The sequence below is a fragment of the Pseudalkalibacillus hwajinpoensis genome (assembly GCF_039851965.1).
In the GTDB taxonomy this organism is placed as follows: domain Bacteria; phylum Bacillota; class Bacilli; order Bacillales; family Guptibacillaceae; genus Guptibacillus; species Guptibacillus hwajinpoensis_E.
Map to the genome: position 1 here is coordinate 1,490,881 of NZ_CP156674.1, position 15,540 is coordinate 1,506,420.

General features: G+C 45.9%; 10 protein-coding genes and 3 rRNA genes. 2 read left to right on the top strand and 11 right to left on the bottom strand.

Features of this window, described 5'->3' with window-relative positions; all coding sequences use genetic code 11:
* Positions 1 to 27: 27 nt before the first annotated feature.
* Positions 28 to 852, bottom strand: coding sequence for an SPL family radical SAM protein (locus tag ABFG93_RS07590; protein ID WP_347552003.1), 825 nt, complete (start codon positions 850 to 852; stop codon positions 28 to 30).
* Positions 853 to 996: 144 nt separating this feature from the next.
* Here ABFG93_RS07590 and ABFG93_RS07595 point away from each other — a divergent pair, with 144 nt between their 5' ends.
* A complete protein-coding gene (locus tag ABFG93_RS07595) occupies positions 997 to 1,407 on the top strand; it encodes a hypothetical protein (protein WP_347552005.1) in 411 nt (136 codons plus the stop codon).
* Between the two features lie 134 nt (positions 1,408 to 1,541).
* Here ABFG93_RS07595 and ABFG93_RS07600 read toward each other — a convergent pair whose 3' ends face one another.
* Positions 1,542 to 2,420 carry a LysR family transcriptional regulator gene (locus ABFG93_RS07600; protein ID WP_347552006.1) on the bottom strand — a complete coding sequence of 293 codons (879 nt, stop codon included), beginning with the start codon at positions 2,418 to 2,420 and terminating at the stop codon, positions 1,542 to 1,544.
* 119 nt (positions 2,421 to 2,539) lie between these two features.
* Between ABFG93_RS07600 and ABFG93_RS07605 the strand changes: the two genes are divergently transcribed.
* Complete coding sequence (locus ABFG93_RS07605) at positions 2,540 to 3,631, top strand: citrate synthase/methylcitrate synthase (protein ID WP_347552008.1); 1,092 nt, start codon at positions 2,540 to 2,542, stop codon at positions 3,629 to 3,631.
* Between the two features lie 138 nt (positions 3,632 to 3,769).
* Here ABFG93_RS07605 and queC read toward each other — a convergent pair whose 3' ends face one another.
* The 9 genes from queC to ABFG93_RS07650 form a co-directional block, all read right to left on the bottom strand.
* The gene (queC, locus tag ABFG93_RS07610; protein WP_347552010.1) at positions 3,770 to 4,444 is read right to left on the bottom strand and encodes a 7-cyano-7-deazaguanine synthase QueC; all 675 of its coding nucleotides are present in this window, start codon (positions 4,442 to 4,444) and stop codon (positions 3,770 to 3,772) included.
* Between the two features lies 1 nt (position 4,445).
* Complete coding sequence (locus ABFG93_RS07615) at positions 4,446 to 5,174, bottom strand: 7-carboxy-7-deazaguanine synthase QueE (protein ID WP_347552012.1); 729 nt, start codon at positions 5,172 to 5,174, stop codon at positions 4,446 to 4,448.
* Positions 5,167 to 5,643, bottom strand: coding sequence for a 6-carboxytetrahydropterin synthase QueD (gene queD, locus ABFG93_RS07620; protein ID WP_347552014.1), 477 nt, complete (start codon positions 5,641 to 5,643; stop codon positions 5,167 to 5,169). Before queD ends, ABFG93_RS07615 begins: the two co-directional genes overlap by 8 nt.
* Before the next feature lie 541 nt (positions 5,644 to 6,184).
* Positions 6,185 to 7,366: an aminotransferase gene (locus ABFG93_RS07625; protein WP_347552016.1), complete on the bottom strand. Its 1,182-nt coding sequence runs from the start codon at positions 7,364 to 7,366 to the stop codon at positions 6,185 to 6,187.
* Positions 7,363 to 7,857 (bottom strand): Lrp/AsnC family transcriptional regulator, encoded by a 495-nt coding sequence (locus tag ABFG93_RS07630; RefSeq protein WP_347552018.1) that lies wholly within the window; start codon positions 7,855 to 7,857, stop codon positions 7,363 to 7,365. The genes ABFG93_RS07625 and ABFG93_RS07630 overlap by 4 nt, the downstream gene beginning before the upstream one ends.
* A gap of 67 nt (positions 7,858 to 7,924) precedes the next feature.
* Positions 7,925 to 9,442, bottom strand: coding sequence for a histidine ammonia-lyase (gene hutH / locus ABFG93_RS07635; protein ID WP_347552019.1), 1,518 nt, complete (start codon positions 9,440 to 9,442; stop codon positions 7,925 to 7,927).
* Between the two features lie 901 nt (positions 9,443 to 10,343).
* Positions 10,344 to 10,460: ribosomal RNA gene (rrf, locus tag ABFG93_RS07640) — 5S ribosomal RNA — on the bottom strand.
* 155 nt (positions 10,461 to 10,615) lie between these two features.
* Positions 10,616 to 13,545, bottom strand: a 23S ribosomal RNA gene (locus ABFG93_RS07645).
* 268 nt (positions 13,546 to 13,813) lie between these two features.
* Positions 13,814 to 15,364: ribosomal RNA gene (locus ABFG93_RS07650) — 16S ribosomal RNA — on the bottom strand.
* The 16S, 23S and 5S rRNA genes sit together here, the layout of an rRNA operon.
* Positions 15,365 to 15,540: the final 176 nt, after the last annotated feature.

Here is a 15,540-nt window from a genome sequence, read left to right on the forward strand (position 1 = left end):
AGTTATATAGAGGCTTACCTGTCCTCATCACCTATTGGGGAAAAAACCTTCCTGAGAAATATGAATTGCCTCAGCAGGATAAACTTTTTCCAATCTTTTTTTTATTTTCAAGTAGGCTCTACGGTCATACCAGTCAGCAAATCCATTCTCTTCAAAAAGCTTACGAATTCCTAGTTGCTCTGTTCGCTTTCCACCGCTGCCATCTCCCATAAAGAAATCGTCTAGCGTAACGCGACTTGTAGCTTCTGAAAGCTTCTCAGGAAACTTTTCCGAACATGGAAGAAGCGGTGCCACCGCTGCCTGAGCAGGTATACCTGCTTCCCTCAATTCCTGAAGCGCTTTTAAGCGGCCTGCGATCGGAGGTGCTGAAGGAGCGAAAATTTTACGTACTGAATCAAGATCTGTTTCCACCGTGATACTGACCAGCACTTTATTATTCAATTTCCTAAGGAGGTCGATGTCCCTCGTGACAAGCGGTGAACGAGTTTGAAGAAACAAGAAATCGGGCTGCTGATCTACCATAGCTTCAAGTATGTCTCTCGTTAAACTGGTCTTATAGTCAATGGGCTGGTAAGGATCTGTCGATGATGACATAAAGATCGATACCTTCCCCTTTTTCCGTGCCTTTGGTATTTCCTTTTTCACTAGAGCTACTGCATTCTCTTTAATATCAACCCACTCTCCCCAATCCTCCTCACGAAATAGGGCAATTGGCATTCTTCGAACATAGCAATATGAGCACCCGAATGCACAGCCTGCATAGGGATTTAGTGTATGGCTGTAACCGTGAAGGAATCCGCTCCCTTTCGTTAGGATCGACCGGGATGTTCGAGTATTAACTGAAGGTTTCACCAAATCCCCCTCCTTTGCTGTAAGTTTAGCACAATTAGAACGTACATTCCCACTAATGAACATCTATTGTGACCTCCCTAACCAACTGTGTCTAATAAAAATGAATTAATTGGGCAAGGTAAAAATGGAAAGGTGGTAGTTACAATGAAACGATTTCCATTTACCATAATTGTTCTATTCCTTCTCGTGTCTCCACTTAAAACATTTGCGGCTGGTCCTGTTCAACTCGTTCAGGGAAAATGTCCCGAAGGTGATCGTATTTCCAATACCAGTTTCGATAAAAAGTTATCTTCACAGGCCACGATCTTTCTCAGTGGCCTTATGGCAAATAAGCAGGACGTAAAAACCTGGCAAGTTTTAACGATTGCTCCGTTAAAGAAGAACTCCAACTATTATTCCCCCGCTGTTAAAACATGCAAACAACGGATCGCCGACAACTCTTATCTCATCGATGTCCTCGTTACGATGCAAACCGGTCATCTTCCCTATCGCATGCATCTGTTTGCAACTAAAGATAAGAAAAAATGGACAATCTGGGGGCTAACAAGTTATTAATGTTTGAAGATATGATCTTCACCATCACAAACTAATTGAGCGTACAAGCTAGCCAAAAGGTACTCATGTACGCATCCACTTCTTCTCCTGTTTCACATAGGAGACACGCCCGGTTAGGACGCTGACCGGGTTCTTTAATGCATATATTTTTCTATGAACTCCTTAAAAATAGTCGCTTCTTCCGTTAAGTGATGAAAAACCATATACGTATAAACCTCAGGCAAACGCATGTCTCCTGTCTCGACTTCAAGCATTCTTCCTTCAAAAAGCTCTCTCTGAACGGAAGAACGCGGTAAGAATGAAAACCCCAGTCCTTCTTCAATAAACCGCTTCGTAATATGAACCTGTGAGACGACCATCGTTCGTATCCCCTCCTGTCTTGAACGCAACTCAATTAAAAGATCATCCCAGTATCCTGGATGGTTATGCGTTAACAGCGTCGAGCTATGGCAGAAATCATTAAGCGAAAGGGGCAGACTTGTTTCCGAATCGCCACCATCATGTGGCACGACAAGAACGATTGGATCACCTCCAATTTTTTCATTAATGAGATGGGGATGGACGGCTTTCATTCGTGATAAACCAAAATCAGCCTCATTTTTTGCAATCATTTCTCCTATATCATTTGACTCGCTTACTTTAACAACAACCTCAATGGAGGGATGATGCTTCATAAATTGTTGAAGGACATAAGGAAGAACCGTTGCCGCAATAAGCGGTGACACGGCTATGGTTAACTTCCGATGATACCCCTGCTTCCAGCCTGTCATATGCTGCAGGCTTTGCTCATGCTGTTCAAGCATCCTCTTCGCATGTGGAAGATACTGTCTACCTGCTTCCGAAAGAACAACTCTTCTCCCACTTTTTATGAAAAGCTTACTTTCGATACTCTTTTCCAACTGTTGAATATGAACCGTCACGGTGGGCTGCGCTAAAAATAGTTTTTCTGACGCTTCTCTGAAGTTTTCATACGTTGCTGCGGCAACAAAGGTACGAAGCCAATTGATGTTCATCTATGCTTGCCACTCCAATCAATAGTGATTCTTTATTAATAAACCAATTATTATTTATTAGTCATAATCATATCGAAACGATAGACTGATAACAAGAACAATAGATTGGAGATGAGAATATGATTCACGCTGGACTTGAAGGAATTGTCGCGGCAGATTCCAAAATCAGTCTTGTCGACGGAGAAAACGGACTTCTCGTTTATAGAGGGGAATGGGCTGAATCCATTGCCAAACATTACTCATTTGAAGAAGCGACTTACTTTCTCTGGCATGGCTCGGCCCCTAAAAAAACGCAGTTTGATAATATCACATCCGAGTTTGGACAGGCGAGACACCTAACAGCCGCTCAAAAGAAAATCATTGATCTATTGCCGGAAAGCATGGAAATAATGGCTGTCATTCGAACGATTTTATCGTCAATGGGAGAAGAAGACTTCCAGTTCCCGGCAACACATACACAAGGCATGCGTCTTCTTGGTATCATTCCAACGATTATTGCCTACCGTTACCGAAGCCAAAAAGGGCTACCTATCATTGATCCAGATGACAAGCTATCTCACGTTGGTAACTTCTTGTATATGCTAAAAGGAGAAACGCCTGTCGAACAGCATGTAAAAGCATTGACTGCTTATTTTATTCTTACAATGGAACACGGACTAAACGCCTCCACTTTTACAGCACGGGTTATTGCTTCAACAGAAAGTGACCTTGTTTCAGCTATAACCGGTGCAATCGGAGCTATGAAAGGCCCACTTCATGGGGGTGCACCAACCGGCGTAATTGATTTGCTGGAAGAAATCAAACACGACGGCAATTCTGAGAGAGTTTTACGAAAAAAACTTGAGAACCGAGAGAAGCTAATGGGATTTGGCCATCGCATTTATAAAACAAGAGACCCACGCGCTGCAGCGCTTAGCGAGATTACCTCCAATTTTTACGACGATGAAGAGTTTTCATTGGCTCACGAGGTAGAAGATACAGCTGTCAGACTACTAAAGGAATATAAGCCTGACAGAAAGCTTTATGCGAATGTGGAGTACTATGCTGCTGCAATCCTTCGAGCGATCGAATTACCTACAGAACTATTCACCCCAACCTTCACCGCCGCACGATGCGCCGGCTGGATCGCACACGTATTCGAACAAAATGAAAACAACCGGATCATTAGACCCTCTTCTGTTTATAGTGGAGAGATGCCAGAGTATAGATGATTGAGCGGCATGCGGCTAGTGCGCTGGTGCCTGTCACTACCCGCTTTATGTCGAGCTACGTCGAAAGTGGTGCTACGCATACGCTTTATTGGCCAAATCAAAAAGCTGTCGGATATCCGGCAGCTTTTCATTCTTTCATTATGCTTTATATGGAATCGGATCAACAGCGCCCGCATCCTCAAAGCCTTTAAGACGAAGGCGGCAGCTATCGCACTCGCCACATGCCTCTTCCTCACCATTATAGCAAGACGTCGTTAGTTCATAAGGGACATTAAGTCTGAGTCCTTCTTCAACGGTTTTTCCTTTTGTCAGGTTAATAAGTGGTGTTTCGATGACCATTTTACTACCTGTAGCCCCTGCTTTCGTTGCAAGGTTCACTGTTTCATTCATGCTCTCGATAAACTCAGGTCTACAGTCTGGATATCCACTGTAATCCACTGCAGAAACACCGATATAAATGGCTTCTGCCCCGATTACTTCAGCATAAGCTGAGGCTAACGAGAGAAAGATCATATTACGAGCCGGTACGTACGTCACCGGAATTTCATCTTCCGCCAGATCTGTTGGCACATCGATGGAATCGTCCGTTAGTGCACTTCCACCAATTTGATTCAAGAAACTGATATTCACAATGCGGTGATCCGGCGCGTTGTAATGGTCAGCTACTTTTTTAGCCTGTTCCACTTCACGGTTATGTTTCTGTCCATAATGAAAAGTAATCGGATAGAGTTCATATCCCTTTTCCTTCGCAATTCCCATGCATGTTGTACTATCCAATCCTCCGCTTAGAACAATAACTGCTTTTTTACTCATGTTACACACCTCGTTTATTAGGATCCCAGATGATTTTGTGAAGCTGCATGCTAAGCTTCACATTGCTTAAGCCTGCCTCAAGTATTTTTTCAACTAGCTTATGCGGTGGCATTGTTTCCCACACAGGACTATAAAGCACCTGCCCTTTATTGTGATGCTCAGCAACGATATCAGAAGCAACCTGAAAATCTTCGTCTGATCCAATCACGAACTTAATTTCATCCTGCTGATCAAGTAGATCAAAATTATCATGCAGCATGCGGTGTTGTTCACCTGAATCCGGAAGTTTATAGTCCATCACAAAGCGAACCTTCTTCTCCCATTTCTGCGATTCATTTCGAACCGCTTCATATGGGGTAAGATCAATTGCCCCATTTGTTTCGATATGAATATCTTCAATGTGCGGAAGATCTACCATCGCCTGGATAAGCGCCATTGATTTCTCACGATGTATTAATGGCTCCCCGCCAGTGAAACAAATATGGCGGCTTTTGTATTGCTTAATCTGGTTCACAATCGTCTCTATAGACGCTGTGTACTCCGCCTTATCTGGTGCATAGCTATATGGTGTATCACACCAGCTACAGCGTAAATTGCAGTGAAAGACGCGCACAAAAACGGTTGGAAAGCCCGCACGCGTTCCCTCTCCTTCCACTGTTTCAAACACTTCTACCATTGGCATTTCCCAGTTCATATATTCTGTACGTTCAGGTAAAATCCATTTATTCATTTTTTTCCATCCATTCCCGCTTTAGCGTTGCGTAGCTTGTTGGTGTTTCATAGAGTACGAGTTCTTCCAGACGCTGGCCGTTGTCTTTCATGTTGCGTTCAACTAGTGCCTGGTCTAACTGCTCCCACATCCAAACAATCATATTCTCAGCCGTTGTGTTCATGTTAGGAAGGACTTCATTTAAATAATGGTGATCCAATTTCGAATCAATCACTTCTTTAAACAATGTTTTAATTTCACCGAAATCAACGGAAATGCCGATCTCATTCACGAAGCCACTAATTGTGATAACCACTTTATACGTATGCCCGTGCATGCTCTTGCATTTTCCTTCGTAGCAATGCAAATGATGCGCGGCATCGAAAGTAAATTCCTTTGTGACGGCTACTCGTTTATGATGATACTTTAATTCGCTTTTCTGAATATCTTCTCCAAGTACTTCAACTTTCTTTGGAATCATATAAGACATAAAAAAAGCCCCCTTCTTTATTCAGTAAAGGGAGACACATGAAAAACCATGGTCCCTAGTTTTGATTTACGAGAGGAGGGAATTACGAACTCTCCAACCTGATAATAATATCATAACATGGTTAAACAGAAAAGAATTCGGTAATTCTATCCTTCCTTAAAGTATAGTAACGTCACAATTAAGCATGACAGGATTTAAATATTTCAAGCAAACTTATAAGTGGTAATAATTTACTAATCAAAAATGAAAGAGGTGAATGTTGTATGTCAGAAGGCGCAAACATGGTGTTCTGTTCGGGGTATTCGGCTTTATATACTTAGCCATCATTTTATTTATCGTTATCCTAACACTTGTCTTCATATTTAAGGCGATTTGGCTTTATGAAGCGTAAAAATGCGTCTGATCAGGAAAAGAACGAATTGTTACGTCAGTTAATTACAAAGCCATCTTCTTCTCGTGTTACACGTAAAGATGACCCAACGTCTTATTAATTCAATTATTCTACAAAAACGCCGTCCGGCATCCCGGACGGCGTTTCTCTTTATGCTTTCTCTGCGTGACGTTCTACAAACTGTTCAATTCGTTTCACTGCTTCCTGAAGTGATTCGATTGACGTTGCGTATGAGCATCGGATATATCCTTCTCCACCTGCACCAAATACGTGACCTGGTACAACAGCTACGCGCTCTTCCTGAAGCAGCTTTTCTGCGAACTCATCAGAAGTCATACCTGTTGATTGAATAGAAGGAAACGCGTAAAAGGCGCCTCCGGGCATATGACAGGAAAGACCCATTTGATTAAAAGCTTTCACTAAATAATTGCGTCGCTGCCGATAGCTTCTCTTCATCCGATCAAGATCAGCTCGCCCGCTTCTGAGCGCTTCAAGTGCACCGTGCTGCGCAATTGTAGGAGCACACATCATTGTATATTGATGAATTTTTAATATCGCCCCAATGATTTCTTCAGGGCCTGTGACATAGCCGAGACGCCAACCGGTCATTGCAAACGCCTTTGAAAAGCCAGAGATCAGAATCGTTCTCTCTCTCATACCCTCAATTCGAGAAATGCTATAGTGAGTTTGATCATATGTCAATTCTGCATAGATTTCGTCGGATAGCACAAGAAGATCATGCTTCTCAATCAGATCCGTAATATCCTTCAGCTCTTCCTCTGACATAGTTGCACCAGTAGGGTTACTCGGAAAACAGAACAGAATCGCTTTTGTACGCTTTGTGATCACTTTTTTTAATCGGTCCCGCGTTACCTTAAATTCATCCTCCGCACTTGTTTCCAGTGATACCGGTACTCCACCTGCAAGAGTGACAGCAGGTGCATATGCTACAAAGCCTGGCTCTACAATGATCACTTCATCGCCGGGATCGATGATTGCTCGAAAAGCAAGGTCGATTGCCTGGCTTGCACCGACAGTAAGGACAATCTCAGATTGTGCTGAATAAGAGAGGGAGAATTGCTCTGATAAGTAAGAAGAAATTTCCTCTCTAAGCTCCATTAATCCTGCATTTGCAGTATAAGCTGTATATCCACTTTCAAGTGATGCATAGCCTGCTTCACATACATTCCATGGTGTAACAAAATCAGGCTCACCGACACCCAGTGAAATGACATTATCCATTTGTGAAGCAAGATCAAAGAATTTCCTAATGCCCGACGGCTTTAATTGTGAAGCGGTTTTTGAAACATACTTCTGTTTAACCTGCCTCATGGTGACACCACAATCCGTTTATCTTTCTGTTCCGGTTCAAAAATGATACCGTCGTGTTTGTATTTTTTCAACAAGAAATGCGTTGTGGTCGAAAGAACTGAATCGAGCGTCGATAATTTATTCGAAACGAAGAAAGCAACTTCTCTCATCGTTTTGCCTTCAATTTGAACAGACAAATCAAACGCGCCAGACATTAAGTACACGGCTTTCACTTCCGGAAAGCGGTAAATACGTTCCGCAACTTCATCAAAGCCCACTTCCCGCTTTGGTGTCACTTTCACATCAATCATAGCCGCCACACCATCTTTGCCTGCTGCTTTATCCCAATTAATGACGGATGAGTAACTTAGAATAATATTCTGTTCTTCTAATGATTTAACCATTCTTTCTACTTCTTCTACAGTTACATCAACCATATCTGCAAGTACTTCCATTGGCACTCGCGCATTTTCCTCTAAAATCTCCAGAATCTCTACTTCTTTTTCGTTCAATGTAAGGCCCCCTGCTTTCCATCTATTTTGTCTACTATATCATTCTTCTTATTTTATTTCATTTGGGCTACGAAAAATTACCCCCTGTCACAATACCCTCCATCATTCTCTCTTCTTTCATCCATTTTGTAAACGCTTGAATATCAATTGAAAATATGCGGTCGTGATCGATTCGTGAAACAATCGTTCTTCCTTCGTTATATAATTGAAAAGTAAGCGGCGAGAGCTTTTCTTTTCCACGATAATCAATTGCTTGCATGGCACAAATGGCTTCAATAGCAAGAATTTTTCTAACGTTAGCGGTTATGGCTGCAGCATGTCGGGCACCGATTGTACCCATACTGACATGATCCTCTTGATTTGCTGAAGAAGGAATCGAATCTACCGAAGCCGGGTGGGCCAGGGTCTTGTTTTCTGAGACAAGTGATGCTGCCACATATTGCATAATCATGGCGCCTGATTGAAGACCTGGCTGCTGACTTAGGAATGGAGGCAAATCATTGAGCTGTGGATTAACAAGCCGCTCAATTCGTCGTTCTGAGATGCTTCCAAATTCCGCCATGCCAATCGAAAGAAAATCCATTGCAAGAGCAATCGGCTGTCCGTGAAAATTCCCTCCAGAAATAACTTTCGTCCCTTCATTAAAAATAAGCGGGTTATCCGTGGCAGCATTGATTTCAATCTCCAGTTTTTCTTTCACATATCCGAGAACTTGCCAGGATGCGCCATGAACCTGTGGAATACAGCGGAGGGAATAAGCATCCTGTACACGAAGTTCACCCTGTTCAGTAGTAAGTTGGCTCCCATGAACGAGTCTTCTAATCCTTGCAGCCACGGCAACTTGCTCTGCGTATCCCCGTGCCAATTGAATGTCTTCATCAAATGCTGTGACAATGCCTCTTAGCCCTTCTAACGTCATTGCCGCAATTCCATCAGCTTGATAGGCCAATTTCTCAGCTTCGATATAAGTAACAATGCCAACCGCCGTCATCGCCTGTGTTCCGTTAATGAGTGCGAGCCCTTCCTTTGCCGTTAATGTAAGTGGTGTAATCCCAAGTTTCTGTAAAGTTACTGACGCCTGTTCACGGTTCCCCTTATAGAAGACTTCTCCTTCTCCAAGAAGTGGCAGGACCAGATGTGCAAGCGGGGCAAGGTCACCGCTTGCACCAAGTGACCCCTGTTCAGGTACCACGGGCAAAATCCCTTCATTGGCGAAAAGAATTAACTGTTCAATGACTTCGCAGCGAATACCGGAAACACCTTTTAACAGCGCATTTGCCCGAAGAATAAGCATTGCTTTCGACACCATTTCTGGGAATGGTTCTCCTACGCCACAGGCATGAGAATGGATAAGGTTAAGTTGAAGCTGGTCAACATCTCGTGGATGTATGCGGACATCACTTAATTTTCCGAAACCTGTCGTAATACCATAGACCGCATCTCCTCTTTTTACAATCGCTTCTACTGCGCTTCTGCTTTCATCAACACGTTGCAAGCTTTCTGCAGAGCAAATCACCTTCGCATGATCGAATAGAGTCTTTTTTAAGTCCTTGAGTGTCAAGCTGTAACCATCTAAAGTAACCACATCATACCACTCCTCTACCATGGTATTTTAATAAAGGCCATTAGAAAAAGCCTGCTAAAAATCACAAAACTGATTTTTAAGCAGGCATTGATACACTTGGAAAGTCGTAACCCCCATATTTAGCACACTCCTAATCAATATTATCCGATTCCATCACATATATTTTTGCATAATGAATTAATATTCAACTCCAAAACTTATTAATTATGTCTATTCATCGGACAATTTTTTATCATCAAGTGCTTTTGCAATGTTCCCTTATATTAGCTTTTCTCCAATATATTCAACGATAGTGCCTTTAGGTCAACAGCTATATGAATGGAAGGGGTCATGTTACAAATCTTCTACCTCATAAGCCACTTTTGATTTAACTTTTTTGCGGCATTTCCATAGTCAAACGCCTATTTAATTATATTCTGGAGAAAGGGTCCGATTCCTGTAAATATTGAAACTCATTTTGAAGGACTTCGTTTGCAGCACTTACCCGCGAATTTGAGTTTTAATCCGCGAGAAGGAGGGCTTAGTTAGTTAAAAGCTTTAAGTTAGAACACAAAAAAGCCAGAGATCATGGTGATCTCTGACTTTCTCTCAGTTGCCCAGCGACGTCCTACTCTTGCAGGGGGAGATCCCCCAACTACCATCGGCGCGCGAGCTTCACTTCCGTGTTCTCATACAGGGCGCGATAAGCCGCAAACTTCTTCGTCAGCTGCGCGATGCCAGATCCTCATAGATCTCCGAATATCCACTCCGGTCTGTCATCACTGGCTTCCTCGAATTTCTTGCTTCTCCCACCCCTACGTAGCTTTCAATGATGTCTTTTTGCTTATTCATGAAGAATCAAACGAGTACAAACCCATACAAAAAAGCCAGAGACCCTAAGATCTCTGACTTTCTTTCAGTTGCCCAGCGACGTCCTACTCTTGCAGGGGGAGATCCCCCAACTACCATCGGCGCTGAAGAGCTTAACTTCCGTGTTCGGCATGGGAACGGGTGTGACCTCTTCGCCATCGTCACTAGACTAACAGGATGTTAGTTCAATGTTCACCACAGGACGTGGTGCACCTTAATCAAACTTCCTTGTTTCAGGTATTCCCTGAAAACTAGATAGCACGTACAACGTTTTCCAATATGTCCAGGTCCATGAGCCAAATGGCTCACTTCGCTTTTCGTTTTTAGGTTAAGCCCTCGATCGATTAGTATTCGTCAGCTCCACGTGTTGCCACGCTTCCACCCCGAACCTATCTACCTCATCATCTCTAAGGGATCTTACCAGCTTAATGCTGTGGGAAATCTCATCTCGAGGGGGGCTTCATGCTTAGATGCTTTCAGCACTTATCCCTTCCACACGTAGCTACCCAGCTATGCTCCTGGCGGAACAACTGGTACACCAGCGGTGTGTCCATCCCGGTCCTCTCGTACTAAGGACAGCTCCTCTCAAATTTCCTGCGCCCGCGACGGATAGGGACCGAACTGTCTCACGACGTTCTGAACCCAGCTCGCGTACCGCTTTAATGGGCGAACAGCCCAACCCTTGGGACCTACTTCAGCCCCAGGATGCGATGAGCCGACATCGAGGTGCCAAACCTCCCCGTCGATGTGGACTCTTGGGGGAGATAAGCCTGTTATCCCCAGGGTAGCTTTTATCCGTTGAGCGATGGCCCTTCCATGCGGAACCACCGGATCACTAAGCCCGACTTTCGTCCCTGCTCGACTTGTAGGTCTCGCAGTCAAGCTCCCTTGTGCCTTTACACTCTGCGAATGATTTCCAACCATTCTGAGGGAACCTTTGGGCGCCTCCGTTACACTTTAGGAGGCGACCGCCCCAGTCAAACTGCCCACCTGACACTGTCTCCGCACCGGATCACGGTGCTGGGTTAGAATGTCAGTACAGCCAGGGTAGTATCCCACCGACGCCTCCATCGAACCTGGCGGTCCGACTTCTATGGCTCCTACCTATCCTGTACAAGCTGTACCAAAATCCAATATCAGGCTACAGTAAAGCTCCATGGGGTCTTTCCGTCCTGTCGCGGGTAACCTGCATCTTCACAGGTACTATAATTTCACCGGGTCTCTCGTTGAGACAGTATCCAAGTCGTTGCACCTTTCGTGCGGGTCGGAACTTACCCGACAAGGAATTTCGCTACCTTAGGACCGTTATAGTTACGGCCGCCGTTTACTGGGGCTTCGATTCAGAGCTTCTCCCGTAAGGGATAACCCCTCCTCTTAACCTTCCAGCACCGGGCAGGTGTCAGCCCCTATACTTCGCCTTACGGCTTTGCAGAGACCTGTGTTTTTGCTAAACAGTCGCTTGGATCTTTTCACTGCGGCTCCCCTGGGCTATTCACCCGAGGAAGCACCCCTTCTCCCGAAGTTACGGGGTCATTTTGCCGAGTTCCTTAACGAGAGTTCTCCCGATCGTCTTAGGATTCTCTCCTCGCCTACCTGTGTCGGTTTGCGGTACGGGCACCTCTTTCCTCACTAGAGGCTTTTCTTGGCAGTGTAGAATCAGGGACTTCGGTACTTAATTTCCCTCGCCATCACGACTCAGCCTTCACGGTGAACGGATTTGCCTATTCACCAGCCTAATCGCTTGGACGCGCATTTCCAGCAGCGCGCTCTCCCTATCTTCCTGCGTCCCCCCGTCGTTCAAACGGAAAGGAGGTGGTACAGGAATATCAACCTGTTATCCATCGCCTACGCCTTTCGGCCTCGGCTTAGGTCCCGACTAACCCTGAGCGGACGAGCCTTCCTCAGGAAACCTTGGGCTTTCGACGGACAAGATTCTCACTTGTCTTTCGCTACTCATACCGGCATTCTCACTTCTAAGCGCTCCACCAGTCCTTTCGGTCTGACTTCACAGCCCTTAGAACGCTCTCCTACCATTGTCGTAAGACAATCCACAGCTTCGGTGATACGTTTAGCCCCGGTACATTTTCGGCGCAGCGTCACTCGACCAGTGAGCTATTACGCACTCTTTAAATGATGGCTGCTTCTAAGCCAACATCCTGGTTGTCTAAGCAACGCCACATCCTTTTCCACTTAACGTATACTTTGGGACCTTAGCTGGTGGTCTGGGCTGTTTCCCTCTCGACTACGGATCTTATCACTCGCAGTCTGACTCCCGCGGATAAATCGTTGGCATTCGGAGTTTGACTGGATTCGGTAATCCGGTAAGGACCCCTAGTCCAATCAGTGCTCTACCTCCAAGATTCTTGCCGCGAGGCTAGCCCTAAAGCTATTTCGGAGAGAACCAGCTATCTCCGGGTTCGATTGGCATTTCACCGCTACCCACACCTCATCCCCGCATTTTTCAACATGCGTGGGTTCGGGCCTCCATTCAGTGTTACCTGAACTTCACCCTGGACATGGGTAGATCACCCGGTTTCGGGTCTACAACCACGTACTCTGTCGCCCTATTCAGACTCGCTTTCGCTGCGGCTCCGCCTTATCAGCTTAACCTTGCACGGGATCGTAACTCGCCGGTTCATTCTACAAAAGGCACGCTGTCACCCATTAACGGGCTCCAACTAGTTGTAGGCACACGGTTTCAGGTTCTCTTTCACTCCCCTTCCGGGGTGCTTTTCACCTTTCCCTCACGGTACTGGTTCACTATCGGTCACTAGAGAGTATTTAGCCTTGGGAGATGGTCCTCCCAGATTCCGACGGGGTTTCACGTGTCCCGCCGTACTCAGGATCCGTCTCGGAGGGCAGCGGATTTTGACTACAGGATTGTTACCTTCTGTGATGGACCTTTCCAGATCGCTTCGTCTATCCGTGCCTTTGTAACTCCAAAGAGACGTCCTACAACCCCAGAGGGCAAGCCCTCTGGTTTGGGCTGATTCCGTTTCGCTCGCCGCTACTCAGGAAATCGCATTTGCTTTCTCTTCCTCCGGGTAATGAGATGTTTCAGTTCCCCGGGTCTGCCTTCCATTCCCTATGTATTCAGAAATGGATACCATCCCATTACGGATGGTGGGTTCCCCCATTCGGAAATCTCCGGATCAAAGCGTACTTACAGCTCCCCGAAGCATATCGGTGTTCGTCCCGTCCTTCTTAGGCTTCTAGTGCCAAGGCATCCACCGTGCGCCCTTAGTAGCTTAACCTTAGACTACATTAGTCGCTTAACGCTTCTAACTTCGTCGATGCACATCGTTAGATGTGACTAACTACTAAAGATTTAACGCAAAAAAATAATAATTATTGGATGTCGTTGTTTATGCTATCTAGTTTTCAAGGAACATGGCTATCACTCGAATCGGCATTGCTGCTTCTTCGACTAGCCTGTTTTGAAAGAAGTAAATCATTCTTTCAAAACTAAACGAAACGCTCATGTAAGGTTGGTAACCAATGTTACCTCGTAATTCTCCATAGAAAGGAGGTGATCCAGCCGCACCTTCCGATACGGCTACCTTGTTACGACTTCACCCCAATCATTTGTCCCACCTTCGGCGGCTGGCTCCATAAAGGTTACCCCACCGACTTCGGGTGTTACAAACTCTCGTGGTGTGACGGGCGGTGTGTACAAGGCCCGGGAACGTATTCACCGCGGCATGCTGATCCGCGATTACTAGCAATTCCGGCTTCATGCAGGCGAGTTGCAGCCTGCAATCCGAACTGAGAACGGCTTTATGGGATTCGCTTCACCTCGCGGTGTTGCTGCCCTTTGTACCGTCCATTGTAGCACGTGTGTAGCCCAGGTCATAAGGGGCATGATGATTTGACGTCATCCCCACCTTCCTCCGGTTTGTCACCGGCAGTCACCTTAGAGTGCCCAACTAAATGCTGGCAACTAAGATCAAGGGTTGCGCTCGTTGCGGGACTTAACCCAACATCTCACGACACGAGCTGACGACAACCATGCACCACCTGTCACTCTGTCCCCCGAAGGGGAACGTCCTGTCTCCAGGATTGTCAGAGGATGTCAAGACCTGGTAAGGTTCTTCGCGTTGCTTCGAATTAAACCACATGCTCCACTGCTTGTGCGGGCCCCCGTCAATTCCTTTGAGTTTCAACCTTGCGGTCGTACTCCCCAGGCGGAGTGCTTAATGTGTTAACTTCAGCACTGAGGGTGGAACCCCCCAACACCTAGCACTCATCGTTTACGGCGTGGACTACCAGGGTATCTAATCCTGTTTGCTCCCCACGCTTTCGCGCCTCAGCGTCAGTTACAGACCAGAGAGCCGCCTTCGCCACTGGTGTTCCTCCACATATCTACGCATTTCACCGCTACACGTGGAATTCCACTCTCCTCTTCTGCACTCAAGTCCCCCAGTTTCCAATGACCCTCCACGGTTGAGCCGTGGGCTTTCACATCAGACTTAAAGGACCGCCTGCGCGCGCTTTACGCCCAATAATTCCGGACAACGCTTGCCACCTACGTATTACCGCGGCTGCTGGCACGTAGTTAGCCGTGGCTTTCTGGTTAGGTACCGTCAAGGTACCGCCCTATTCGAACGGTACTTGTTCTTCCCTAACAACAGAGCTTTACGACCCGAAGGCCTTCGTCACTCACGCGGCGTTGCTCCGTCAGACTTTCGTCCATTGCGGAAGATTCCCTACTGCTGCCTCCCGTAGGAGTCTGGGCCGTGTCTCAGTCCCAGTGTGGCCGATCACCCTCTCAGGTCGGCTACGCATCGTCGCCTTGGTAAGCCATTACCTTACCAACTAGCTAATGCGCCGCGGGCCCATCCTGCAGTGTTAGCCAGAGGCCAACTTTCAACATCACACCATGCGGTGCGATGTATTACCCGGTATTAGCTCCGGTTTCCCGGAGTTATCCCAGTCTGCAGGGCAGGTTGCCCACGTGTTACTCACCCGTCCGCCGCTAAGATTTGGGAGCAAGCTCCCAAATCTCCGCTCGACTTGCATGTATTAGGCACGCCGCCAGCGTTCGTCCTGAGCCAGGATCAAACTCTCCGATAGAAAGCTTAATCTAGCTTTTAAAACAATGTTTGTTTCCTGTAGAAACAACTACTTACATGGCGTTTCGTTCAGTTTTCAAAGATCGATTTGATTCTATCAATCTCGGTTTGTTTCCCGAGTGACATTTCCAATCATATCAGCAACAAGTTATTATGTCAATCATTTTTTTGAAGCAT